Consider the following 23410-nt stretch of genomic DNA (forward strand, 5'->3'; position numbering starts at 1 on the left):
CAACTGAACAATTATGAAAAAATATCTATTATGTCTGCTTGTCTGTGTGGCTTGCAGCAAGGAAAACTATAACTTCAAGCAGGTATTTGCTCCTGCTTTCAAAGATCAAAAAGAAACAGAGGTAACCAAGAGTTCTGCCACCCTGAGTATCACTCTTGTACAGGACTACAATAGTATGGTCAGCAAAAGAGGGTTCTACTATGCCACTTCCAAGGAGGCCTTGGCCAATGTGGGAGAGCGCCGAGTAGCCACCGATCCCTCTTTCGGAACGGGAAGCTATACAGTACAGCTCAAACACCTGATCCCCGAAACTACCTACTACTACCAAGCCTTTGCCACCAACGGACAGGGAACGGCCTTGGCAGATATACAATCATTTACCACCCTCAAGGGAACAGCTGCGACTGTCACCACACTACAACCAGAGGTGCAGGACTACCAAATCACCTTCAAGGGAGCAATACCCGATACAGGGGGTTACCCTGTAACCGAATATGGGTTCTATTATTCTACAGTCAATCAACAACCCTCGCCCGCTGATGGGGTAGTGTCCAAAACAACCCCTTCTTATAGGAATGAGACCTTTTCCCTATCTGTACAGACCTTTGTAGCCAATACGCCGTATTATGTTCGCGCCTATGTGATGACCCAAAAGGGGAGGGCAGTGGGCGAGGTGCTTAAGTTCAACACCTCAAAGGAGCAGCCTGCCTTAGGGGTAGAGATGGAGGCTCCTGCCAATGTCACCAATACCTCCGCCCTTGTCAAGGCCAAAGTAGCCCATATAGGCGGGGCAGCCACTTACCAGACAGGTTTTGTCTATAGTGATCATCAGGATATGCCTTCCTTGGAGAATGGAGCTACCAAGGTATTAGGTACCAACACCTCTGAAAGGAAATTCTTCCACGAACTTACCGACCTTGCCCCAGCCAAGCGTTATTTCTTGCGTGCTTTTGTAACCAATGCCGCAGGTACTGTCTATAGTGAGCAGTTGCTACTGCATACGCTGCCTACTCAGGTGCCTGAAGGGGTGCACTTTGTAACCTATAAGGACTTGCAACAGCATTCAGTCTCTCTCTATGCGACAGTTGGCTCAGCCTCCGATGGAGGAGTGGTTACCGAGCGTGGTTTTGTCTATGACACCTCCAGTGAACACCTCACCCAAGAGACAGCCCAAGTGGTAAGACTTCAGGGCGGAGTGGGCAATTTCTTTGCTACTGTACAGGGGCTAACCCCTCTTACACAGTACTATGTAAGAGCGTATGCCAAAAACCAATTGGGTATAGCCTATAGTGAGGAGGTAGCTACCTTTATTACCGAGGATATAGGTACACCCTCCGCTTTACAGATAATCTATGCGATTCCTTCGGTGAGTGAGATAGCCCTTACGGCCTTGGTAAGGCAGGATGGGGGCGGTAGTATCTCCCGTCGTGGCTTTGTCTATAGCAGCAGTCAGTCTCAGCCCACTTTGAACGACCATTTGCTGGAGGTAGGCAGTGGCGAAGGTAACTTCTCGGCTACCCTAAGAGGACTTTCGGTGGATACACGCTATTATGTACGAGCTTTTGCTACCAATGAACGAGGTACCTCCTATAGCGAACCTCTTACGCTCCATACCCAAAATGTCTCTTTGCCTGCGCTCTCTTCCTTTGTACAAGGTGAGACCTTCTCTACTAAGGTGAAACTCACTGGGAATATCACCTCCAATGGGGGCGGTAAAATTCTCCAGTATGGTTTTGTTTATAGCCAACACCATACCAACCCTACTTTGGAAAACAATACGGGTCAGGTATCACTCAGCGGAAATATCTTAGGCAGTTTCCCTATGGAACTGACCCAGCTGGAACGCAATACGACCTATTATGTAGCTGCCTTTGCTACCAATGAGCGTGGTACCACATACTCAGATCCTCAGTCGCTAACCACTCCTATGCTCAGTGTGGGCGATGTGTATCAGGGTGGTGTTGTGGCTTATCTCTTTACCCCTTCAGACGAAGGCTTTATACCAGGCCAGCTACATGGCTACCTGATTCCAGCAACGGCCGATCTGCCTGCGGAGGCTTATCCTTGGGGCTGTGGGCTATCGCAAGAGAGTACCAGCACTGCCTTTGGTACAGGTCGCGACAATACCGCACTGATAGCCAACGACTGTTCTGATACCTCTGCTAGCTACTATGTAAGGCATCATTTCCGTGCTACGGGCAAGGATGACTGGTTTATTCCTAGTATGATGGAGCTATCCCATATTGCACATAACCGAGAGGTATTGCAACTTCCCGCCGCCGAATACTGGAGTTCTACCCAAAAAGGGTATTATGAGGCCTATTATGTTTCTTTCACTCCCTCCGATGGCAGAGTACATGTAGGAGAGAAAAATAGTCCAAGAAAAGTATTGCCAATAAGAGTGTTTTAATTTGATAATTGACGAGCACAACTTTTGGAGATTTATGGAGATGATTATAGGGAAATTACTCTATGCCATGGTAGGCAAAAACATGTTATTATCCACTAACAAAGGACGTTGGACTACCTACTCTATTAATACAGCGTATAGGCAAGGAGTAGCGGAAAACTCAAGGAGTAGCAGAAAACTCAAGGAGTAAAACTCAAGGAGTAGAAGAGGTAAGGAGTAATAAGAAAAAAGAGACTATTGGACGTATTATAGCTTTTTGTCAAGAACCTCATACACTGCAAGAAATAGCAGAAGAATTAGGTTTTTCTGATCGTTATTGGATGAAGAAACATTATATAGATCCTTTATTGAATAACACACTACAAATGACTTCTGGAGAAAGCAAAAATGCACCTACTCAGAAGTATATAGTAATACGAAATGATAGTTAAAACACAAATTCTCTGACTTTAACGCAATAAGGTTGCAACCTCTAATACAAAAAGTAGCAACCTCAGAAAAGAAAAGTAGCAACCTCCAGTACAAAAGGTTGCAACCTCGGAAGGAGAAAGGTTGCAACCTCATAGGCTAATACTTTCATTACCCTGTTAATAACTTTTTTCAAGAAAATTTTTCTTTTTGAAGTATTTTGCATAGATAATATAAAACACTGATAATCTGATAATTACACATTTTGTAAAGATGAAAAGTCGTAAGAATCACTGCGTTAGCAAGTAAGGGTTGTTGAAAATAAATGTCTTACGTTTTGTCAGTTAGTAAAAAGTTTGTATCTTTGCCCTCGCTTAAAAAAATATTTTATAAATGCCAACAATTTCACAATTAGTACGAAAAGGAAGAGCTAAAATAGCCAAGAAGAGTAAATCGGCTGCTTTGGATTCATGTCCCCAACGTCGTGGCGTATGTACACGTGTGTACACCACTACCCCTAAGAAACCGAACTCTGCGATGCGTAAGGTAGCGCGTGTTCGCTTAACTAATGGTAATGAGGTCAATGCGTATATCCCAGGAGAAGGACACAACCTCCAAGAGCACTCGATAGTATTGGTAAGAGGCGGAAGAGTAAAAGATTTACCAGGGGTACGTTACCACATCGTACGTGGTGCACTGGATACTGCTGGGGTAAATGGAAGAACCCAAAGACGCTCTAAGTATGGAGCCAAACGCCCTAAACCAGGACAAGCTGCTGCTGCACCAGCAAAAGGAAAGAAAAAGTAAATTTTTAAAACCGTCTAAAACAACCAAATGAGAAAGAGACAAGCTAAAAAAAGACCTCTTTTACCAGATGCAAAGTACAATGACCAATTGGTTACGCGCTTTGTGAATAACCTGATGTGGGATGGTAAAAAGTCAGTGGCTTTTAAGATTTTCTATGATGCAATCGATATCGTAGAACAAAAGAAGAATAATGATGAGAAAACAGCCTTGGAAGTGTGGAAAGATGCCCTCTCCAATGTGATGCCTCATGTGGAAGTACGCTCTCGCCGTGTAGGAGGTGCTACTTTCCAAATCCCTATGCAAATCCGTCCAGACCGTAAAGTGTCTATGGCTATGAAATGGCTTATCGGATATGCGCGCAAAAGAAATGAAAAATCTATGGCGCAAAAATTGGCAGGAGAAATCCTCTCCGCAGCTAAAGAAGAAGGGGCTGCTGTTAAGAAAAAAATGGATACACATAAGATGGCAGAGGCCAACAAGGCATTCTCCCACTTTAGATTTTAATTCGTGAGGTAGTATGAGTAGAGATTTAAAATATACAAGAAATATTGGTATCGCAGCACACATTGATGCTGGTAAGACTACTACCACTGAGCGTATCCTTTTCTATACAGGTAAAACGCACAAAATAGGCGAAGTACACGATGGAGCTTCTACCATGGACTGGATGGAGCAAGAGGCAGAACGTGGGATCACTATCCAATCGGCTGCTACTACATGTAAGTGGAACTTCCCAACTGAAAATGGAAAACCTACTGCTGATGCACAGGAATACCATTTCAACATTATAGATACCCCAGGCCACGTGGATTTCACCGTGGAAGTGAACCGCTCTCTCCGTGTATTGGACGGGTTGGTGTTCCTCTTCTCTGCCGTTGATGGGGTAGAACCTCAGTCTGAAACCAACTGGCGCCTTGCCGATAACTACAAAGTGCCTCGTATGGGCTTTGTAAACAAGATGGACAGACAAGGTTCTGACTTCCTTAAAGTATGCCAACAAGTGAAGGACATGCTCAAATCCAATGCAGTGCCTATCGTATTGCCTATCGGTGAAGAAGCTGACTTCAAAGGAGTGGTTGACCTTATCAAAAACCGCGCTATCATATGGCATGACGAAACACAAGGGGCTACTTTTGACGTAGTAGATATCCCTGAAGATATGAAAGCCGATGTAGCTAAGTACCGTGCACAACTCATCGAGGAAGTAGCCGGTTACGACGAAGGCCTTTTGGAAAAATTCATGGAAGATGAGAACTCTATCTCCGAAGAAGAAATCCACAAAGCGCTCCGTGCTGCCGTAATGGACATGGCTATTATCCCAATGACCTGCGGTTCGTCTTTCAAAAACAAAGGAGTACAGTTCATGCTCGACGCAGTATGCCGCTACTTACCTTCTCCATTGGATAAGGAAGCTATCGAAGGAACTAACCCTGATACTGGGGAACCAGCACTTCGTAAGCCAGCGGTTGATGCACCTTTCGCTGCGTTGGCCTTTAAGATTGCAACAGACCCTTATGTAGGTCGCTTGGCATTCTTCCGCGTATATTCTGGACACTTGGATGCAGGTTCTTACGTGCTTAACACACGTTCCGAAAGCAAAGAACGTATCTCTCGTATCTACCAAATGCATGCTAACAAGCAGAACCCTATCGAATACATTGAAGCAGGAGATATCGGAGCTGCGGTAGGTTTCAAGGATATCAAAACAGGGGATACCCTTTGTGATGAAAAATATCCTATCGTATTAGAAAGTATGGTGTTCCCAGATCCAGTGATTGGTATCGCAGTAGAGCCTAAGACTAAGGCTGACGTAGATAAACTCGGTATGGCCTTGGCTAAACTCGCCGAAGAAGACCCTACCTTCCAAGTAAAAACAGATCAAGCCTCTGGACAGACTATCATCTCTGGTATGGGTGAGCTTCACTTGGATATCATCGTAGACCGTCTCAAACGTGAGTTCAAGGTAGAAGTAAACCAAGGAGAACCACAAGTAGAGTACAAGGAAGCCATTACAGGTAAGGCTGACCACCGTGAAGTGTACAAGAAACAAACAGGGGGTCGTGGTAAGTTCGCCGATATCGTCTTTACTATGGAACCTGCCGAAGAAGGAAAAGCTGGTTTGGAATTCATCAACGAAATCAAGGGAGGTAACATTCCAAAAGAGTATATCCCTTCTATAGAAAAAGGATTCAAAGAAGCAATGAAGAACGGGCCTTTGGCTGGATTTGAAATGGATGCGATGAAGATTACCCTTAAGGATGGTTCTTTCCACCCTGTGGATTCCGACTCCTTGTCATTTGAATTGGCTGCTAAGTTGGGTTACAAGGAAGCCGCTCGTGCTGCCAAAGCCGTACTTATGGAGCCTATCATGAAGCTAGAGGTAATCACTCCAGAAGAGAACATGGGGGACATCGTAGGAGACCTTAACCGTCGTCGTGGTCAGGTAAATGACATGGGCGACAGAAATGGCGCTAAGGTAATCAAAGCCAATGTGCCACTTTCTGAAATGTTCGGTTATGTAACAACTCTTAGAACCCTTTCTTCAGGTCGTGCAACTTCTACTATGGAGTTCTCACACTATGCAGAAACACCTTCTAACATCTCAGAAGAAGTGATTAAAAAAGCAAGAGGTAATTAATTTGTAAAAGAAATGAGTCAGAAAATCAGAATAAAATTAAAATCATACGACCATAACTTGGTAGATAAGTCTGCTGAAAAAATCGTAAAGACAGTAAAATCAACAGGAGCAGGAGTAGTAGGACCTATTCCACTACCTACTCACAAGAAGCTCTTTACTGTACTTCGTTCTCCACACGTGAACAAGAAAGCAAGAGAACAGTTTCAGCTAAGCTCTTACAAGCGTTTGTTAGACATCTACAGTTCTTCACCAAAGACTATTGATGCCCTAATGAAGCTCGAATTGCCAAGTGGAGTGGAAGTAGAAATCAAAGTATGATAAAAGCAAAGCGGAAGTTTTGCTTGACTTGTCCCAAAACAATAGCGTGAGGGAAAAACGGTAAAACTATTGATATTCAGGGTTGGAATACTTGACCCTGAATATCAAATTATAAAGTCAGGAGTACCCTGTAGGGCAGTGTTCTACAGGAGTTCCCCTTGATTTTGTTGTGATAAAAAAAGTAAATCAAATTAAATATTTTAATATGTCTGGGTTAATCGGAAAGAAAGTAGGCATGACCAGCATTTTTGACGAAAATGGGAAGAATGTCCCATGTACCATCATAGAAGCAGGGCCATGCGTAGTTACCCAAGTCAGAACCAAAGAGGTTGACGGGTATGAAGCTCTTCAACTTGGTTTCGATGACAAAAAAGAGAAGCACACTTCCAAGGCTGCGGCAGGACATTTTGCCAAAGCGGGTGTAACTCCTAAAAAGAAACTTGTCGAGTTCCAAGGATTTGAGAGCACTTACAAATTAGGCGACGTGATAGCCGCTGATTATTTTGTAGAAGGTGAATTTGTGGATGTAACAGGAACTTCCAAAGGGAAAGGTTTCCAAGGTGTAGTTCGCCGTCATGGATTTGGCGGGGTAGGACAATCCACTCACGGTCAGCATAACCGCCTTAGAGCACCAGGTTCTGTAGGAGCGTCTTCTTATCCATCACGTGTATTCAAAGGAATGCGTATGGCAGGACGTATGGGAGCTGAAAAAGTAACAGTACAAAACTTGAAAGTGTTAAAAGTAGTCGCTGAAAAGAACCTCCTTATCCTAAAAGGATGTGTTCCAGGACACAAAAATGCTTACGTAACGATTCACAAATAATGGAAGTAGCAGTATTAAACATACAAGGAAAAGAAACAGGAAGAAAGGTGACCCTTTCCGAGGCTGTTTTCGGGATTACACCTAATAACCACACTATTTATTTGGACATCAAACAATACTTGGCTAACAAACGCCAAGGTACTCACAAGTCCAAAGAACGTAACGAAGTGGCAGGAAGTACCCGCAAGATTAAGAAACAAAAAGGAACAGGTACAGCTCGTGCAGGTAGCGTGAAGTCTCCAGTATTCGTAGGTGGAGGTCGTATCTTCGGTCCTCGTCCTAAGGATTATACTCAAAAGCTGAACAAAAAAGTAAAACGTCTTGCTCGTCGCTCTATCTTGAGCCAAAAAGCACAACAAGGAGCCATTATCGTTGTAGAAGATTTCAATCTTCAGGCTCCTAAAACTAAAGACTTTACACAGATTTTGGCAGCCCTTGGTATCCAAGATAAAAAATCACTTTTTGTATTGACAGATACAAATAAAAATGTATATTTGTCCTCTCGCAATATACCTACCGTAAATACTGTAACAGCTTCTGAGCTAAACACTTACGATATTGCTAATGCAACAAGTGTAGTATTGTTAGAGGGTGCCGTGGAGGTTATTCAATCAAATTTAACAAAGTAAGATTATGAGTATATTGATAAAACCAATCCTTACAGAGAAAGCTACCAAGGATGCTGAGGACAAAAACCGCTATACTTTTTCAGTAGATAAGAAGGCGAATAAGATTCAGATCAAAAAAGCAGTAGAGGCAGCCTATGGCGTTACTGTAGAGAAGGTACACACACTCAATTATGCCCCTAAGCGTTCGGTTCGTTACACTAAGAATGGCCTACAACTCAGCCAGACCAACGCAGTGAAGAAAGCGGTAGTGAGTGTAAAAGAAGGAGAAACAATCGATTTTTATAACACAATTTAAAAGACTGTATGTCAGTAAGAAAATTAAAACCCACGACTCCAGGTCAGCGTTTTAGAGTGGTGAATAATTACGATGCGATCACCACTGATAAGCCGGAAAAGAGCTTGCTCGTTCCGTTAAAAAAGACCGGGGGTAGAAACAATCAAGGGAAGATGACCATGCGCTACATAGGTGGTGGTCATAAGAAAAAGTATCGTATTATCGATTTCAAAAGAAACAAGTTCGGTGTAGAAGCCACTGTAGTTTCTATTGAGTACGACCCAAACAGAACAGCCTTTATCGCCTTGGTAGAATATACCGATGGAGAAAAGCGATACATCATCGCACCAGCAGGCTTGAAAGTAGGTCAGGTAATCGTATCAGGAGAGACAGCCGCTCCTGAAATCGGAAATGCGATGCCACTTTCTCAAATTCCGCTTGGAACCGTAATCAATAGCATCGAGCTTCGTCCTGGACAAGGAGCCAATATCGCTCGCTCAGCAGGTACTTTTGCTCAGCTTATGGCCAAAGAAGGTAAGTACGCCACTGTGAAAATGCCTTCAGGAGAGACACGTATGATCCTGCTCACATGTCTTGCTACTATTGGAGCAGTATCTAACTCCGATCACCAGCTCGTCCTTTCAGGGAAAGCAGGTCGCTCACGCTGGCTCGGACGTCGTCCTCGTACTCGAGCCGTGGTAATGAACCCAGTAGATCACCCCATGGGTGGTGGTGAAGGACGCGCTTCAGGAGGTCATCCACGCTCACGTAAAGGTATCCCTGCCAAAGGTTACAGAACTCGTTCTAAAACCAAGGCAAGTAATAAGTATATTGTAGAACGTAGAAAGAAATAAGTAAGATATGGCTCGTTCATTAAAAAAAGGTCCTTATGTTCATTACGCCTTGGAGAAAAAGGTTCTCCAAAATAAGGAAACAGGAAAGAAAACCGTGATCAAAACATGGTCAAGAGCATCTATGATTACTCCTGACTTCGTAGGAGAAACCATCGCAGTACACAACGGAAAACAATTCGTTCCTGTATATGTAACCGAAAACATGGTAGGACACAAATTAGGAGAATTTGCCCCAACTCGTTCCTTCAGAGGACACGCAGGTGCAAAAAATAAAGGTAAAAAATAAAAGCTATGGGAGTTCGTAAAAGAGAAAAAGCAATAGAGATTAAAGAAGCGAAACGAAATGTGGCTTTTGCAAAATTGAATAACTGTCCTACATCACCCCGTAAAATGCGCCTTGTGGCTGACCTTGTACGCGGTGTAGCAGTAGAGAAAGCCTTGGCTATCTTGAAGTTCAACCAAAAGGATGCAGCTTCATCTTTGCACAAGTTATTACTTTCAGCTATTGAAAACTGGAAATCAAAGAACGAAGGTGCTGATGTAGAAGCAGCCCAAGTATTCGTTAAAGAAATCCGCGTAGATGGCGGTGCGATGCTCAAAAGACTTCGCCCAGCCCCTCAAGGAAGAGCACACAGAATTCGCAAACGTTCCAACCACGTAACCATCGTATTAGGAGCTAAAAATAACACTGAAAGCTAAGATAAAAAGTATGGGACAAAAAACAAATCCAATAGGGAATCGCCTTGGAATTATCAGAGGATGGGAATCCAACTGGTACGGAGGAAATGACTACGGAGACAAATTGGCTGAGGATGACAAAATCAGAAAATATGTGCATACTCGTTTGTCTAAAGCTAGTGTTTCTCGTGTAATTATTGAAAGAACTTTGAAACTTGTAACCGTTACTATCACTACCTCCCGACCTGGTAGCATTATCGGAAAGGGTGGCCAAGAGGTAGACAAGCTCAAAGAAGAACTTAAAAAAATTACAGGCAAAGATATTCAAATTAATATCTTTGAGATTAAAAGACCAGAACTTGATGCGCCACTTGTAGCTGCCAGCATCGCACGCCAAATCGAGAATCGTATCTCTTACCGCCGTGCTATCAAAATGGCTATCGCCGCTACTATGCGTATGAATGCAGAAGGTATCAAAATCCAAATATCTGGCCGTCTCAACGGTGCCGAAATGGCCCGCAACGAGAGCTACAAGGAAGGACGTATTCCTCTCTCTACCTTCCGTGCCGATATTGACTATGCTACCGACGAGGCTCACACCACTTACGGACGTATGGGTATCAAGGTATGGATTATGAAAGGTGAAGTATATGGTAAAAGAGAGCTTTCTCCGCTGGTAGGAATGACCAAGAAAAACCTCAGTGGTGGTTCTTCCGCTTCCAAAGAAGGAAACTCCGATGCAAAACGTGCTCGCCGAAAAAAATAATATTTTAAAATCAGTAAGCAATGTTACAACCAAAAAGAACAAAATATCGTAAGGATCAGAAAGGACGCATGAAGGGGGTATCCCAAAGAGGGCATCAGCTTTCTAATGGTACATTCGGCATCAAGTCCCTAGAATCCGCTTTTATCACTGCTCGCCAGATTGAGTCAGCCCGTGTGGCCGCTACCCGTTATATGAAACGTGAAGGACAGCTTTGGATCAAAATATTCCCAGATAAGCCTATTACCAAAAAGCCTTTGGAAGTACGTATGGGTAAGGGTAAAGGAGCTGTTGAGTACTGGGTGGCTGTGGTAAAGCCAGGACGTATCCTATTTGAAGTAGGTGGCGTACCTTTGGAAGTTGCCAAAGAAGCCCTTCGCCTTGCCGCTCAGAAGTTACCCGTAACTACTAAGTTCGTTGTAGCGAGAGATTATCAAGAGTAATTTTATTAACAATGAAACAGTCAGAAGTTAAAGATTTATCAGTCGCTGAGCTTGAGCAAAAGCTCACCGAACTTAAGAAAACCCATTCGGAATTAAAAATGGCGCATGCCATTTCTCCAATAGAAAATCCACTTACTATTCGCAGCCTCCGTCGCGATATTGCACGTGTAGCAAGTGAGTTAACCCGTAGAGAATTACAATAATCATTGTGGCTTTAATATGGAAAAGAGAAATTTAAGAAAAGAAAGAATAGGGGTTGTTACCAGCAACAAAATGGAAAAATCCATTGTGGTATCAGTCGTAAAACGTGTAAAACACCCTATGTACGGAAAATTCGTATTGCAAACTAAAAAGTTTGTAGCACACGATGAAAAAAATGACTGCAATATCGGAGATACCGTGCGCATTATGGAAACCCGCCCACTGAGCAAGACTAAGTGCTGGCGATTAGTAGAAATCATAGAAAGAGCGAAGTAATTATGGTACAACAAGAATCAAGATTAAAAGTAGCCGATAACACAGGAGCCAAAGAAGTATTGACCATCCGTGTGCTTGGAGGAACCAAACGCCGTTATGCCTCTGTAGGAGATAAAATCGTTGTGACTATCAAGGAAGCAACTCCTACCGGAAGTGTGAAAAAAGGACAGGTTTCTACCGCTGTAGTCGTGAGAACCAAAAAAGAAGTAAGACGCCAAGATGGTTCTTACATTCGTTTTGATGAAAATGCTTGCGTACTGCTTAACGCTGCTGGTGAAATGAGAGGTACCCGTGTCTTCGGTCCTGTAGCACGTGAACTCCGTGACAAGCAGTTTATGAAAATTGTGTCATTAGCACCTGAGGTGCTTTAATCCATGCAATGATGATAAAGCTAAAAATAAAAACAGGCGATACCGTACAAGTAATCGCAGGCGACCACAAAGGGGAAAAGGGAAAAGTACTCAAAGTGGATCGTGAGAAAAACAGAGCTATCGTGGAAGGTGTGAACTTAGTATCAAAACATACCAAACCCAGCGCCCAAAACCCTCAAGGGGGCATCATCAAAAAAGAAGCTCCTATACACATCTCCAACCTTTCCCTCTTAGACCCTAAGAGCGGAGAGCCTACCCGTGTAGAGTATCAGGTGAAAGATGGCAAAAAAGTAAGAATTTCTAAAAAATCAAAACAAGTAGTGTAATTATGACATATATACCTCGACTCAAACAGGAATATAAGGAGCGCATAATTGCAGCTCTTAAAGAAGAATTTGGTTACAAGAATGTAATGCAAGTTCCTAAACTTGAAAAAATCGTTGTAAGCCGTGGAGTAGGTTCTGCCGTTGCTGACAAAAAGCAAATAGAATACGCCGTAGATGAGCTTACCAAAATCACAGGTCAGAAAGCCGTAGCTACTACCTCCAAAAAGGACGTGGCTTCCTTTAAGCTCCGCCGTGGTATGTCCATCGGGGCTAAAGTAACCCTTCGCGGTGAGCGTATGTATGAGTTCCTCGATAGGCTCATCACTATTGCACTACCTCGTGTGAGAGATTTCCAAGGAATCAAAGCAACAGGATTTGACGGACGTGGCAACTATAACCTAGGGGTTACCGAACAGATTATCTTCCCTGAGATTGATATTGACAAAATCAACAAAATCGCAGGTTTTGATATTACTTTCGTTACCTCTGCTGCAACCGATAAGGAAGCAAAATCATTATTAACCGAATTAGGATTACCATTTAAAAAGAACTGATATGGCTAAAGAATCAATGAAAGCTCGTGAAGTGAAAAGAGCGAAGCTGGTAGCTAAGTATGCTGAAAAAAGAAAAGCGCTCAAAGAGGCTGGAGATTACGAAGCCCTACAGAAGCTGCCTAAAAATGCCTCTCCTGTACGCTTGCACAACCGTTGCAAACTCACAGGACGTCCTAAAGGATACATGCGTACATTTGGTATCTCACGTGTCCTTTTCCGTGAAATGGCTAACAAAGGACTTATCCCAGGGGTAAAAAAAGCAAGTTGGTAATTTAAAAAAAGAAATTTATGTACACAGACCCAATCGCTGACTACTTAACACGCATTCGTAATGCAAGCAACGCAGGGCACAGAGTAGTAGAAATTCCAGCTTCAAACCTTAAAAAAGAGATTACCAAAATCCTTTTTGACCAAGGCTATATTCTTAGCTACAAGTTTGAAGATAATGATGTGCAAGGAACCATCAAAATAGCCCTCAAATACGATAAAGAAACCAAAGAACCTGTTATACGTAAAATCGTACGCGTAAGTACCCCAGGTCTTCGTAAGTATGTAGGTGCTGCTAAGCTCCCTCGTATCCTCAACGGACTCGGTATCACTATCGTTTCTACCTCCAAAGGAGTAATGACTGGTAAGCAAGCCCGCGCTCTTAATATAGGGGGAGAAGTAATTTGTAATGTTTACTAATAATTAACGACTTAAAAGAATGTCAAGAATAGGTAAAGCACCCATCAGTATTCCTCAAGGAGTAACGATTACTATCAAAGATAATATCATTACTGTAAAAGGAAAACTCGGCGAATTAACCCAAGTGGTTAAAGACGTTGCTGTAAAGCAAGAAGATGGAAAACTCATAGTGGAGAGCCTAAGTAATACAAAGCAAGGTAATGCCTTCCACGGGCTTTATCGCGCCCTACTACACAACATGGTAGTAGGTGTATCCGAAGGCTTTACCAAAGAGTTGGAACTTGTAGGGGTTGGTTATCGTGCCACTAACCAAGGTCAAAAACTTGATCTAGCGCTCGGTTTCTCTCACAACATCCTTATGGAACTCCCTCAAGAAATTAAATTAGAGACTATCAATGAGAAAGGTAAGAACCCTATCATCAAACTTACCTCTCACGATAGACAATTACTCGGACAAGTAGCAGCTAAGATTCGTTCTTTCCGTAAGCCTGAACCTTACAAAGGAAAAGGTGTGAAATTCGTAGGAGAAGAACTCAGAAGAAAAGCAGGTAAATCAGCTTAAAACGTAACATAATGGCATTATCAAAAATAGAAAGAAGACAACGTATCAAGTACAGAATCAAAAAGACCGTTTCTGGAACTGCTCAAAGACCCCGCTTGGTGGTCTTCAGAAGCAATAGCGAGATCTATGCACAGATTATAGATGATACCAAAGGTGTTACCCTAGTGGCTGCCTCTTCTCGCGATAAAGATCTAAAGGTTTCAGGTACCAAAACCGAAAGAGCTAAACAAGTAGGAGAAGCTATCGCTAAAAAAGCCTTAGCCGCAGGTATTGAAACTGTTTCTTTTGACAGAGGTGGTTATTTGTATCATGGACGTGTAAAATCTTTAGCCGAAGGTGCAAGAGAAGGCGGACTTAAATTCTAAGAAACTATGTATCAGAACTATAAAAATGTAGAATATGTAAAACCAAGCGGCTTAGAGCTAAAAGACCGCTTGGTAGGCGTACAACGTGTAACCAAGGTTACCAAAGGAGGACGCGCGTTCGGCTTCTCGGCTATCGTAGTGGTAGGCGACGAAAATGGCGTGGTAGGACAAGGACTCGGAAAATCTAAAGAAGTCTCCGAAGCTATCGCCAAAGCAGTGGAAGATGCTAAGAAAAACTTAGTACGTATCCCTCTGAATGGAACTACCCTCCCTCACGAACAAAAAGGAAAATTCGGTGGTGCCCGTGTATATCTTCAACCAGCTGCCGAAGGTACTGGAGTGATCGCAGGGGGTGCTGTACGTGCCGTATTGGAAGCCGTAGGGGTACATAACGTACTTTCTAAATCTCAAGGTTCTTCCAACCCGCACAACGTGGTAAAAGCAACTTTTGACGCCCTACTAAAGCTCAGAAGCGCTAAAACTATTGCCGAGCAACGTGGCATTTCCTTGGAAAAAATGTTTAAAGGTTAATATCAATCACTCATGGCAAAGAAAATTATCGTAACACAGACACGTAGTAGCATAAAACGTGCGAAAACCCAAAAACTTACCCTAGTCTCTTTAGGCTTGGGTTCTATTGGGAAAGTAGCTATACACGAGGCTACCCCAAGCATCTTGGGAATGATTAATAAAGTAGAACACTTAGTTTCTGTACAAGAAGCTCAATAAACAAGGAGTATTTAATTATGAATTTAAGTAATTTGAAACCTGCACAAGGTTCAGTACACAAAGATGGGAAGCGCGTAGGTAGAGGACAAGGTTCTGGTAAAGGTGGAACCTCCACTCGTGGACACAAAGGAGCTAAATCTCGCTCTGGTTTCTCTACTAAAATCGGTTTCGAAGGAGGACAAATGCCTCTTCAACGTCGCGTACCAAAATTTGGTTTCAAAAACTTCAACCGTAAGGAATATACAGGTATTAACCTCGGAAAACTACAAGAACTTGTAGATAAGGGCGTGGTTACCGACACTGTTAATTTGGATATCCTCGTGGAAAACCGCTTGGCCAAAAAAACCGACTTGGTGAAAATCCTTGGAGGAGGTGAGTTGAAAACAAAACTTAAAATCTCTGTTCATAAATTCACAGCAAGCGCTAAAGAAGCTGTTGAAAAATTAGGAGGAGAGGCTATAACGCTCTAAGAATTAATATTTTATGAAGAAGTTTATAGAGACCTTAACGAATGTTTGGAAGATAGAGGAGTTGCGCAATCGCATCATTCTCACCTTGGGGATTTTGTTGGTGTACCGCTTTGGTGCCCACATAATCCTCCCAGGGATTGATGCTGAACAACTGAGCAAACTCACTCAGAGAACTTCGGAAGGAGGCTTGTTGGACATCCTTAATGCCTTTACAGGTGGTGCCTTTGCTAAGGCCTCTGTATTCGCCTTAGGGATTATGCCCTATATCTCCGCCTCTATCGTAGTGCAGCTTATGGGAATTGCGATTCCTTATCTGCAAAAACTACAACAGGAGGGCGAAAGCGGCCGTAGGCGTATCAACCAAATTACCCGTTGGCTTACCATAGCCATCTGTATCGTACAAGCTCCTGCTTACCTTTACTCTATCAGCGCCTTAGGGGTGCCTGATGAGGCGTTTATCCAAGGAAAAGGCTTAGGCTTTATCATTCCTTCGGTAATCATCTTGGTAACAGGGACTGTTTTTGCGATGTGGCTAGGTGAGAAAATCACCGATAAGGGTGTAGGTAATGGTATTTCCTTGCTCATCATGGTGGGGATTATCGCTCGTATGCCTCATGCTTTCTTTGGTGAGATGAACAGGGTACACAGCCCTATGTTGGTAATTGTGGAAATCCTCTTGTGGCTTTTGGTGATCTTAGGGTGTATCTTCCTCACTTTAGCGGTAAGACAAATCCCTGTACAGTATGCCCGACGTACCACAGGCGGACAGGTGGAAAAGAACATCTTCGGAGCAAGACAGTATATTCCCCTAAAACTCAACTCAGCTGGGGTTATGCCTATCATCTTTGCCCAAGCTATCATGTTCGTTCCTGCTGCCTTGGCGGGACTCTCTAAGTCCGAATGGGCACTAAGCATCCAGAATGCGTTCCGTTCGCCTTTTGAGTTTTGGTACAATGTGCTCTTTGGATTGCTCATCATCATCTTCACTTACTTCTATACTGCCATTACAGTACCAAGTAACAAGATGGCCGATGACCTTAAGCGCAACGGCGGATTCATACCAGGGGTAAAACCAGGACAAGAGACCAGTGAGTACTTGGACAAAATCATGTCGCTCATTACCTTCCCAGGCTCTCTATTTCTAGTGGCTATTGCCGTACTTCCTGCCATAGTCAATAAGATACCTTTGTTGGAGATTGACCAACAATGGGCTTTGTTCTACGGAGGTACGTCCTTGCTCATCTTGGTAGGGGTAGCCATTGACACTATGCAACAGGTCAATTCATACCTACTCAATCGCCACTACGATGGCCTAATGAAAACAGGTAAAAAGAGAAGATAATGGCAAAGCAAGCAGCGATAGAACAAGATGGAACAATCATAGAGTCCCTCTCTAATGCAATGTTCCGCGTGGAATTGGATAACGGTCATGTGGTTACCGCTCATATCTCAGGGAAAATGCGTATGCACTACATAAAGCTACTCCCAGGCGATAGAGTAAAGCTCGAAATGACACCCTATGACCTTACCAAAGCACGCATCACTTACCGATATTAATAATAAAATTCGTTTTTAAAACAGACAACAGATGAAAGTAAGAGCATCTATTAAGAAAAGAAGCCCCGAGTGCAAGATTGTGCGTCGTAAAGGGGTATTGTACGTAATTAATAAAAAGAATCCGAGATTCAAACAAAGACAAGGATAAATTATGGCACGAATAGCAGGTATTGACTTACCAAAACACAAAAGAGGCGTCATAGGACTTACCTACATTTTTGGAATTGGTAGAAGTAGAGCTAAAGAAATTTTGAAAAAAGCTCAAGTAGATGAAGACATCAAAGTAAGCGATTGGAACGATGAGCAAATCACTCGTATCCGTGAGGCAGTTTCTTCTTACAAAATAGAAGGAGAACTACGCTCCGAAGTACAGCTTAACATTAAGCGACTTATGGATATTGGTTGCTACCGCGGTATCCGTCACCGTTCAGGGTTACCTTTGCGTGGTCAAAAAACGAAGAACAACTCTCGTACAAGAAAAGGAAAACGAAAAACTGTTGCTAACAAGAAGAAAGCAACTAAATAATAAGTAGCGATATGGCAAAAACAAATACAAAAGTTACCAAAAAACGTAAAGTAGTTATAGAATCATCTGGAGAGGCTCATATCTCAGCTACTTTCAATAACATCATCATTTCCTTGACCAACAAAAAAGGAGACGTGATTTCTTGGTCTTCTGCAGGAAAGATGAAGTTCAGAGGTTCTAAAAAGAATACGCCTTATGCCGCTCAAGTAGCCGCTGAGGACGCTGCTAAAACAGCTTTTGACGCAGGTCTTAAGAAAGTGCGCGTATTCGTAAAAGGCCCTGGAGTAGGACGCGAGTCTGCCATCCGTAGCATTCACAATGCAGGAATTGAAGTTACTGAAATCATCGATGTAACTCCACTTCCACACAATGGTTGTCGCCCTCCAAAACGTCGTAAAGTATAACACTTAACCCCCAGAGAGAGGCACAGATTATCGAAGGATAAGCCTTAATTCATAATCCTCTCTCCTTTTAATCAAAATAGTATAAAATGGCAAGATATACAGGCCCAAAAAGCAAAATCGCTCGTAAGTTTGGTGAAGCGATTTTCGGTGAAGATAAGTCTTTTGCTAAAAAGAACTATCCACCAGGACAGCATGGAATCAACCGTAAAAGAGCAAAACGCTCTGAGTATGCAATCCAGCTACAAGAAAAACAAAAAGCAAAATATACCTATGGTATCTTGGAACGTCAATTCCAAAATATGTACGAAAAAGCACGTCGTAGCAAAGGGGTAACAGGTGAGGTATTACTCCAACTCTGTGAAGCTCGCTTGGACAATGTCGTATATCGTATGGGTATCGCACCTTCTCGTCGTGCCGCACGACAACTCGTTTCTCACCGTCATATTACTGTCAATGGCGAAGTGGTAAATATTCCTTCTTATTCCCTAAAACCAGGTGATGTAGTAGGGGTACGACACAAATCACAATCTCTTACTGTGATCGAAAACGCCCTCGCAAGTAATAGCTCCGTGTACGAATGGATCACTTGGAACCCTGAAAAATTGGAAGGTACCTTCGTAGCACTCCCTCAGCGTATCCAAATACCTGAAAACATTAAAGAACAATTAATCGTAGAGTTGTACTCTAAATAATACTAGTCAGCAGTCAGATTATGGCATTATTCAATTTTCAAAAACCAGATAAGGTTATCATGATTGAATCCTCAGAGTTCGAGGGCAAATTCGAGTTTCGCCCCTTAGAACCTGGTTACGGACTCACCATTGGTAACGCATTACGACGAGTGATGCACTCCTCCCTAGAGGGCTTCGCAATCACTTCGGTTAAAATAGACACGGTAGAACACGAATTCTCTACCATCGCAGGAGTAGTAGAAGACGTTACCGAGATTATTTTGAACTTGAAGCAAGTGCGTTTCAAACTGCAAACAGAAGGTACCGATCACGAAAAGGTCTCTATCTCTGTTACCGGTAAGAAACAATTGACTGCGGGTGATTTTCAAAAATTTATAACAGGTTTTCAAGTACTCAATCCCGATTTAGTAATCTGTAATATGGAACCTACAGTGAATATCAAAATGGATATCACTATAGATAAGGGTATGGGTTACCTCTCTGCCGAGGAAAACGCTAAGCCTAATATGCCTATAGGTACCATTCCTACCGACGCCATCTTTACCCCTATCAAAAACGTAAAGTATACCATCGAGAACTACCGTGTAGAGCAAAAAACCGATTACGAAAAGCTGATTTTTGAAATCAAAACAGATGGCTCCATACATCCTAAAGATGCCCTTATGGAAGCGGCCAAAACATTGATTCACCACTTCATGCTCTTCTCCGATGAGCGTATCACCATAGAGCCTGAAGAGGTCGTTCAGCCTGAAAGCTACGACGAGGAATCACTCCACATGCGCCAGCTCCTTAAGACCAAGCTCATAGATATGGATCTCTCTGTACGCGCACTAAACTGCCTCAAAGCAGCCGAAGTAGATACCTTAGGCGATTTGGTTTCTTTTACTAAAACAGACTTGATGAAATTCCGTAACTTTGGTAAAAAATCACTTACCGAACTCGACGAACTCGTGGAAAGTAAAGGACTTACCTTCGGAATGGATCTCTCAAGATACAAATTAGATAAAGAGTAATAAATTCTGTTATAATACATTAATTCAACGAAAATGAGACACGGAGATAAAATAAATAACTTAGGAAGAACCGCCGCTCATAGAAAATCTATGTTGGCGAATATGGCTTGCTCCCTGATACAACACAAGCGTATCAACACTACCTTGGCTAAAGCCAAAGCCTTGAAAGTGTTTGTAGAGCCTTTGATTACCAAATCAAAAGAAGACACTACTCACAACCGTCGTGTAGTATTCAGCCGCTTGCATAACAAATATGCCGTTACAGAGCTTTTCAGAGACATCTCAGTAAAAGTAGCCAACCGCCCAGGAGGATACACTCGTATTATCAAGTTGGGTAACCGTTTGGGTGACAACGCTGAAATGGCACTTATAGAGCTGGTAGATTACAATACTACTTACGATGTGAAAGCAGGTAAGAAGAAGAAATCCACTCGTAGAAGCCGCGGAGGCAAAAAGGCAGAACAAGCTGCCGCCCCTCAAGCACAAGAAGAAACTACTTCTGAAGCATAAAACAAAAAACCGCTCCACAAAGGGGCGGTTTTTTTAATGAAAGAAAGTTTTTTTGCCAGCAGAAAGGGTAATTCTTCAACTGATCAGGAAAATCGGTTTATATTACATAAAAATAGGTTTTTGCTTAGTACTCCTAAAGCTATAGATCTCTATTGTATTTTCCTGGATAAGAACCTTATAATACAAGACAAATTTTCCTTTTAGGAAGAAAATCTTGAATAGATTTAGCTTTTTACTATATTTTGAAGAGAGATAAGGATTTTCTGATATTTTACTTTCAACTTCCTTTGTGGCTTCCATTATTTTGAGAGAGTACTCATAAGAACCATTATGCTCATACCAATAATCGAGGGTATCATAATAGCTCATTTTGGCTTCAAATGTCCATTTTATCTTCATGATATTTTACCCATTAATCGTTGTAAGGCTTCTTGATGAACCTCTTCACTATCAGTGAGTAAGCCGAGTTTTGATTGTTGTTCGGCTTGTTCTAAGCTCCTAAGTTCTTCATCAGTTAACTCGTAATAGAAATCATTTTCTTGATAAGAGCTTGGGGCATTTTCTAACAAATGGTTATACTCTTCCATAGGGACAATAGCGAAGAGTGCATTACCATCATTATCAGTTATAAATTGATGTCTTTTCATAAGTTGAATTTTTTTGCAAATATACAAAAAAATCTGCAATAGGTCTAATTTTTCTTTTATAAAGCAAGTTGCCTCAGTGGTAGGGTTTAGTAGTTAATAACCATAAAACAAAAACCGCTCCTATGTGGAGCGGCCTTCTTTACAGCATTCAAATTTTGAGTTTATTTGTAGGCAGTACCTTCTATGACAACGTTATTGACAGGTGTCATAGTGAAACTATCCGTAGTAACAAGAATGATTGTAGCACCAAGTTTGCTAGCTTGTTCTTTCATTTTCTCGGTAGCATCTTTCCTCAATCTGGATTGCATTCCAAAGAGTTGGCTGGCCTCACCCTTTACATCACCTAAGCGGGTACGTCCTTTGATGTCATCAGGGTTTTTAGTAAGGATGATTTCCTTATCATTGGCAGTTTCTGTAGCAGTGCTTTCTTTTACAGGGACACTTCCATCGGTAAAGCACATTCCGACCATACTGACATTATTGATAGGGCTCATGGTAAACTCATCTACAGAGAGAAGTACTGCGGTAGCCCCAAGTTTGGCAGCTTCTTGTTTGAGTTTTTTGGTAGCTTCATCACGTAGCTTAGATTGTTTTCCATAGAAACGAGCTGCTTCTGCGGATACTTCCCTTAAGCGTTGTAAACCCTTTACATCTTCAGGGTTTTTAGTAACAATTATTTTTTCCCAGTCTTTGTTTTGGGAGAAGCCTATCTGTGATAGAAAGAATAGGCCGAATAGAAGGAATAACTTTCTCATAGGTTATAGTGTTTGTTTAGGTATTATAAACTTACTATCCGTTGGTATATTTAAGAATCTCTCTAAGTTCCAAATAACGTTTGATATCTTGGAATATTTTTACAGGAGTAATAAAGAACCCAATAAGACCAGATATAACGGCTTTCACTACAAAATAGATAAACCAACCAACAATGGGGAGTACTAAAAACATAGAAGGTGTGATAGAATTTAAAGCTCTCCATCCATATTGGATACTTATACCTCCATAAAATGTAGCTATAAGAGCAGCTGTAGAAAGAGCAGTACCTTTGTCTTTTTCTATATTACAAGAAAAAACAGTCATGAAAAAGGCCACAATAAGGATAATAGCCCATCGCTTTATCATCTCGGACTTCTCTTTACGGATACGCTTCAGGTTACAGGAATCGCAGATAGGGTCGGTGTACTTATGAGCACATTCGCTACAAAGTCCTTTTCCACAGTCTATACAGGTACCTACAGCAGGTTGATCAATGTGATTATAACAGTTCATGATATAAAGGGTTTATGTTTTAGATTTATATATAAGAATCAAAAATAGAAGTGAATAGGTTCAACTTTCCAACCTTTTTCCTCAAGTTTTGTGAATGGTATATTATATTTATATACCAGTCCGTTTTCTATATGTTCACGCTCCGATGTTAGACCTTTATTTAGCCCTTTCAAGACAAAGAAAGGAGTTGTATCTATTTTAAAAGATGCTTTTACATATGCTATATTACGTTCAGGTATAAGATGAATCTCCTCAACTTTATTGAAACGGATAGAATGAGATTTCATAGTATAGAGTTTACAATTATTATATTTATCCTCTCTAACTTCAAGATTTGTGAGATATTTTTTTCCTTTGTCTGTAAGTTGAACAGAGTAGTATTTATCATCATCCCATGGTTTTTCTCTTATGAATGTCATTTCTATCATTCCATCCTCCTTAAGTTTATTATAAGGACGCTCTTCTGCAATGAAATCATAATAAGAAAACCGAACCTCTTCTCCTATTTTTATCTCAACATTATCTTCGATAGGTTCTTTCCCAAGGGATTCTTGGATTAATTTCTCCGCCTTAGAGGAGGTAAGTTTGTCGGAACAGGCGCCTAAAAGCAGCCCAAGGGCTAAAAAAGCTAAAATTTTTTTCATACGATTTAAAAATTAAATTATTGATAATAAGTTAGATACAAAGGGAAACTTCCTCTGTAGAATTATTCTACAAAAATAATATGAAAAAAATCAGCTGTTTATGCCGAAAATAGATATTTTTACCCTATTTTTGCATGAAAATACAAGAGATGAACGAAATAGTAGGCGAGAAAATCAAAAACCTCCGCAAAAGTAGAAACCTTTCTCAAGAGGAAGTGGCGGAGTTCTTACATGTGTCCCAATCTACCTATGCACGTATAGAAAGCGGTGCAAGTAATTCATGGGCAGGCTATATCCTGCCCATCTGCGAATTCTTTGGAATACAACCCGAAGAACTCCTCAAAACCGACCATATCGTCATCAATAACAATAATACCTCTTGCCAATATAGCGGAGGTTATGTGGTTAATCAGCTCTCAGAAAAATTGATAGAGCAGTATGAAAAACGCTTGGCTGAGAAAGACAGGCTTATCGCCTATCTGCAAAAGGAGCTGGAGGAATTGAAAACTCAAAGATAAAAATTCAAAATCATTTTGCAAGTTCATAGGGAAATCGTATATTT

General features: G+C 41.8%; 41 protein-coding genes. 36 read left to right on the forward strand and 5 right to left on the reverse strand.

What is annotated here, in order from left to right; genetic code table 11:
• Positions 1-13: 13 nt before the first annotated feature.
• The 35 genes from HMPREF1154_RS09175 to rplQ all read left to right on the forward strand — a co-directional run bounded on the left by HMPREF1154_RS09175 (position 14) and on the right by rplQ (position 20288).
• Complete coding sequence (locus HMPREF1154_RS09175; protein ID WP_009642317.1) at positions 14-2410, forward strand: DUF1566 domain-containing protein; 2397 nt, start codon at positions 14-16, stop codon at positions 2408-2410.
• A 34-nt stretch (positions 2411-2444) separates the two neighbouring features.
• On the forward strand, positions 2445-2600 hold the full coding sequence (locus HMPREF1154_RS13365; RefSeq protein ID WP_009642307.1) for a hypothetical protein: 156 nt from the start codon (positions 2445-2447) through the stop codon (positions 2598-2600).
• 94 nt (positions 2601-2694) lie between these two features.
• Complete coding sequence (locus HMPREF1154_RS13885; protein ID WP_369731383.1) at positions 2695-2841, forward strand: hypothetical protein; 147 nt, start codon at positions 2695-2697, stop codon at positions 2839-2841.
• 370 nt (positions 2842-3211) lie between these two features.
• A complete protein-coding gene (gene rpsL / locus HMPREF1154_RS09180) occupies positions 3212-3625 on the forward strand; it encodes a 30S ribosomal protein S12 (RefSeq protein ID WP_002666477.1) in 414 nt (137 codons plus the stop codon).
• A gap of 27 nt (positions 3626-3652) precedes the next feature.
• Positions 3653-4129, forward strand: coding sequence for a 30S ribosomal protein S7 (gene rpsG, locus HMPREF1154_RS09185; RefSeq protein WP_009642347.1), 477 nt, complete (start codon positions 3653-3655; stop codon positions 4127-4129).
• A gap of 13 nt (positions 4130-4142) precedes the next feature.
• Positions 4143-6263, forward strand: a complete 2121-nt coding sequence (gene fusA, locus HMPREF1154_RS09190) for an elongation factor G (RefSeq protein ID WP_009642351.1) — start codon at positions 4143-4145, stop codon at positions 6261-6263.
• Between the two features lie 12 nt (positions 6264-6275).
• A complete protein-coding gene (gene rpsJ / locus HMPREF1154_RS09195; protein ID WP_002666495.1) occupies positions 6276-6581 on the forward strand; it encodes a 30S ribosomal protein S10 in 306 nt (101 codons plus the stop codon).
• A gap of 205 nt (positions 6582-6786) precedes the next feature.
• Positions 6787-7404: a 50S ribosomal protein L3 gene (gene rplC / locus HMPREF1154_RS09200; protein ID WP_009642338.1), complete on the forward strand. Its 618-nt coding sequence runs from the start codon at positions 6787-6789 to the stop codon at positions 7402-7404.
• Positions 7404-8033: a 50S ribosomal protein L4 gene (rplD, locus tag HMPREF1154_RS09205; protein ID WP_009642365.1), complete on the forward strand. Its 630-nt coding sequence runs from the start codon at positions 7404-7406 to the stop codon at positions 8031-8033. The genes rplC and rplD overlap by 1 nt, the downstream gene beginning before the upstream one ends.
• 4 nt (positions 8034-8037) lie before the next feature.
• Positions 8038-8328 carry a 50S ribosomal protein L23 gene (rplW, locus tag HMPREF1154_RS09210; protein ID WP_016420930.1) on the forward strand — a complete coding sequence of 97 codons (291 nt, stop codon included), beginning with the start codon at positions 8038-8040 and terminating at the stop codon, positions 8326-8328.
• An 8-nt stretch (positions 8329-8336) separates the two neighbouring features.
• Positions 8337-9161 carry a 50S ribosomal protein L2 gene (gene rplB / locus HMPREF1154_RS09215; RefSeq protein ID WP_016420931.1) on the forward strand — a complete coding sequence of 275 codons (825 nt, stop codon included), beginning with the start codon at positions 8337-8339 and terminating at the stop codon, positions 9159-9161.
• Positions 9162-9168: 7 nt separating this feature from the next.
• Positions 9169-9447, forward strand: a complete 279-nt coding sequence (gene rpsS, locus HMPREF1154_RS09220) for a 30S ribosomal protein S19 (protein ID WP_009642339.1) — start codon at positions 9169-9171, stop codon at positions 9445-9447.
• A 5-nt stretch (positions 9448-9452) separates the two neighbouring features.
• Positions 9453-9860 carry a 50S ribosomal protein L22 gene (gene rplV, locus HMPREF1154_RS09225; RefSeq protein ID WP_009642329.1) on the forward strand — a complete coding sequence of 136 codons (408 nt, stop codon included), beginning with the start codon at positions 9453-9455 and terminating at the stop codon, positions 9858-9860.
• Between the two features lie 10 nt (positions 9861-9870).
• Positions 9871-10605: a 30S ribosomal protein S3 gene (gene rpsC / locus HMPREF1154_RS09230; protein WP_016420933.1), complete on the forward strand. Its 735-nt coding sequence runs from the start codon at positions 9871-9873 to the stop codon at positions 10603-10605.
• Between the two features lie 20 nt (positions 10606-10625).
• The gene (rplP, locus tag HMPREF1154_RS09235) at positions 10626-11045 is read left to right on the forward strand and encodes a 50S ribosomal protein L16 (protein ID WP_009642299.1); all 420 of its coding nucleotides are present in this window, start codon (positions 10626-10628) and stop codon (positions 11043-11045) included.
• Positions 11046-11056: 11 nt separating this feature from the next.
• Positions 11057-11248: a 50S ribosomal protein L29 gene (rpmC, locus tag HMPREF1154_RS09240; RefSeq protein ID WP_009642293.1), complete on the forward strand. Its 192-nt coding sequence runs from the start codon at positions 11057-11059 to the stop codon at positions 11246-11248.
• Positions 11249-11264: 16 nt separating this feature from the next.
• Positions 11265-11522 (forward strand): 30S ribosomal protein S17, encoded by a 258-nt coding sequence (rpsQ, locus tag HMPREF1154_RS09245; protein WP_009642304.1) that lies wholly within the window; start codon positions 11265-11267, stop codon positions 11520-11522.
• Positions 11523-11524: 2 nt separating this feature from the next.
• Positions 11525-11893, forward strand: coding sequence for a 50S ribosomal protein L14 (gene rplN, locus HMPREF1154_RS09250; protein ID WP_009642349.1), 369 nt, complete (start codon positions 11525-11527; stop codon positions 11891-11893).
• Positions 11894-11904: 11 nt separating this feature from the next.
• The gene (rplX, locus tag HMPREF1154_RS09255; protein WP_016420934.1) at positions 11905-12219 is read left to right on the forward strand and encodes a 50S ribosomal protein L24; all 315 of its coding nucleotides are present in this window, start codon (positions 11905-11907) and stop codon (positions 12217-12219) included.
• A gap of 2 nt (positions 12220-12221) precedes the next feature.
• Positions 12222-12773 carry a 50S ribosomal protein L5 gene (gene rplE, locus HMPREF1154_RS09260; RefSeq protein WP_009642331.1) on the forward strand — a complete coding sequence of 184 codons (552 nt, stop codon included), beginning with the start codon at positions 12222-12224 and terminating at the stop codon, positions 12771-12773.
• A gap of 1 nt (position 12774) precedes the next feature.
• A complete protein-coding gene (rpsN, locus tag HMPREF1154_RS09265; protein ID WP_002666758.1) occupies positions 12775-13044 on the forward strand; it encodes a 30S ribosomal protein S14 in 270 nt (89 codons plus the stop codon).
• 17 nt (positions 13045-13061) lie between these two features.
• Positions 13062-13460 carry a 30S ribosomal protein S8 gene (gene rpsH, locus HMPREF1154_RS09270; protein ID WP_009642373.1) on the forward strand — a complete coding sequence of 133 codons (399 nt, stop codon included), beginning with the start codon at positions 13062-13064 and terminating at the stop codon, positions 13458-13460.
• A gap of 19 nt (positions 13461-13479) precedes the next feature.
• Positions 13480-14022 carry a 50S ribosomal protein L6 gene (gene rplF / locus HMPREF1154_RS09275; RefSeq protein WP_009642292.1) on the forward strand — a complete coding sequence of 181 codons (543 nt, stop codon included), beginning with the start codon at positions 13480-13482 and terminating at the stop codon, positions 14020-14022.
• 11 nt (positions 14023-14033) lie between these two features.
• Positions 14034-14387 carry a 50S ribosomal protein L18 gene (rplR, locus tag HMPREF1154_RS09280; protein WP_009642295.1) on the forward strand — a complete coding sequence of 118 codons (354 nt, stop codon included), beginning with the start codon at positions 14034-14036 and terminating at the stop codon, positions 14385-14387.
• Between the two features lie 6 nt (positions 14388-14393).
• Positions 14394-14918: a 30S ribosomal protein S5 gene (rpsE, locus tag HMPREF1154_RS09285; RefSeq protein ID WP_009642374.1), complete on the forward strand. Its 525-nt coding sequence runs from the start codon at positions 14394-14396 to the stop codon at positions 14916-14918.
• Positions 14919-14930: 12 nt separating this feature from the next.
• Positions 14931-15116 (forward strand): 50S ribosomal protein L30, encoded by a 186-nt coding sequence (rpmD, locus tag HMPREF1154_RS09290; protein ID WP_009642301.1) that lies wholly within the window; start codon positions 14931-14933, stop codon positions 15114-15116.
• Positions 15117-15133: 17 nt separating this feature from the next.
• Complete coding sequence (gene rplO, locus HMPREF1154_RS09295; RefSeq protein WP_009642325.1) at positions 15134-15586, forward strand: 50S ribosomal protein L15; 453 nt, start codon at positions 15134-15136, stop codon at positions 15584-15586.
• A 13-nt stretch (positions 15587-15599) separates the two neighbouring features.
• On the forward strand, positions 15600-16928 hold the full coding sequence (gene secY / locus HMPREF1154_RS09300) for a preprotein translocase subunit SecY (RefSeq protein WP_009642291.1): 1329 nt from the start codon (positions 15600-15602) through the stop codon (positions 16926-16928).
• On the forward strand, positions 16928-17143 hold the full coding sequence (gene infA / locus HMPREF1154_RS09305; protein WP_002666434.1) for a translation initiation factor IF-1: 216 nt from the start codon (positions 16928-16930) through the stop codon (positions 17141-17143). The genes secY and infA overlap by 1 nt, the downstream gene beginning before the upstream one ends.
• A gap of 31 nt (positions 17144-17174) precedes the next feature.
• A complete protein-coding gene (gene ykgO / locus HMPREF1154_RS13190) occupies positions 17175-17291 on the forward strand; it encodes a type B 50S ribosomal protein L36 (protein ID WP_002666762.1) in 117 nt (38 codons plus the stop codon).
• Positions 17292-17294: 3 nt separating this feature from the next.
• Positions 17295-17669, forward strand: a complete 375-nt coding sequence (gene rpsM, locus HMPREF1154_RS09310) for a 30S ribosomal protein S13 (protein ID WP_009642357.1) — start codon at positions 17295-17297, stop codon at positions 17667-17669.
• 11 nt (positions 17670-17680) lie between these two features.
• Positions 17681-18073 (forward strand): 30S ribosomal protein S11, encoded by a 393-nt coding sequence (gene rpsK / locus HMPREF1154_RS09315; protein WP_002666650.1) that lies wholly within the window; start codon positions 17681-17683, stop codon positions 18071-18073.
• A gap of 86 nt (positions 18074-18159) precedes the next feature.
• On the forward strand, positions 18160-18765 hold the full coding sequence (gene rpsD, locus HMPREF1154_RS09320) for a 30S ribosomal protein S4 (protein WP_009642375.1): 606 nt from the start codon (positions 18160-18162) through the stop codon (positions 18763-18765).
• Positions 18766-18785: 20 nt separating this feature from the next.
• Positions 18786-19778: a DNA-directed RNA polymerase subunit alpha gene (locus HMPREF1154_RS09325; RefSeq protein WP_034567245.1), complete on the forward strand. Its 993-nt coding sequence runs from the start codon at positions 18786-18788 to the stop codon at positions 19776-19778.
• Positions 19779-19811: 33 nt separating this feature from the next.
• Positions 19812-20288, forward strand: coding sequence for a 50S ribosomal protein L17 (gene rplQ, locus HMPREF1154_RS09330; protein WP_009642314.1), 477 nt, complete (start codon positions 19812-19814; stop codon positions 20286-20288).
• Positions 20289-20390: 102 nt separating this feature from the next.
• Here the strand turns inward: rplQ and HMPREF1154_RS09335 are convergent, their stop codons facing one another.
• The 5 genes from HMPREF1154_RS09335 to HMPREF1154_RS09355 form a co-directional block, all read right to left on the reverse strand.
• Positions 20391-20687, reverse strand: coding sequence for a hypothetical protein (locus tag HMPREF1154_RS09335; protein ID WP_009642355.1), 297 nt, complete (start codon positions 20685-20687; stop codon positions 20391-20393).
• Complete coding sequence (locus HMPREF1154_RS09340) at positions 20684-20935, reverse strand: hypothetical protein (protein WP_009642360.1); 252 nt, start codon at positions 20933-20935, stop codon at positions 20684-20686. Before HMPREF1154_RS09340 ends, HMPREF1154_RS09335 begins: the two co-directional genes overlap by 4 nt.
• Positions 20936-21096: 161 nt before the next feature.
• The gene (locus HMPREF1154_RS09345) at positions 21097-21690 is read right to left on the reverse strand and encodes a heavy metal-binding domain-containing protein (RefSeq protein WP_009642303.1); all 594 of its coding nucleotides are present in this window, start codon (positions 21688-21690) and stop codon (positions 21097-21099) included.
• Between the two features lie 34 nt (positions 21691-21724).
• Positions 21725-22204 (reverse strand): hypothetical protein, encoded by a 480-nt coding sequence (locus HMPREF1154_RS13015; protein WP_009642330.1) that lies wholly within the window; start codon positions 22202-22204, stop codon positions 21725-21727.
• 38 nt (positions 22205-22242) lie between these two features.
• The gene (locus tag HMPREF1154_RS09355; RefSeq protein WP_009642350.1) at positions 22243-22848 is read right to left on the reverse strand and encodes a hypothetical protein; all 606 of its coding nucleotides are present in this window, start codon (positions 22846-22848) and stop codon (positions 22243-22245) included.
• Between the two features lie 134 nt (positions 22849-22982).
• On the opposite strand from HMPREF1154_RS09355, the gene HMPREF1154_RS09360 reads away from it, so the two are divergent.
• Entirely contained in the window at positions 22983-23366 is a 384-nt protein-coding gene (locus tag HMPREF1154_RS09360) for a helix-turn-helix domain-containing protein (protein WP_009642363.1), read from the forward strand.
• Positions 23367-23410: the final 44 nt, after the last annotated feature.

This window comes from Capnocytophaga sp. CM59, from assembly GCF_000293175.1.
Lineage (GTDB): Bacteria > Bacteroidota > Bacteroidia > Flavobacteriales > Flavobacteriaceae > Capnocytophaga > Capnocytophaga granulosa.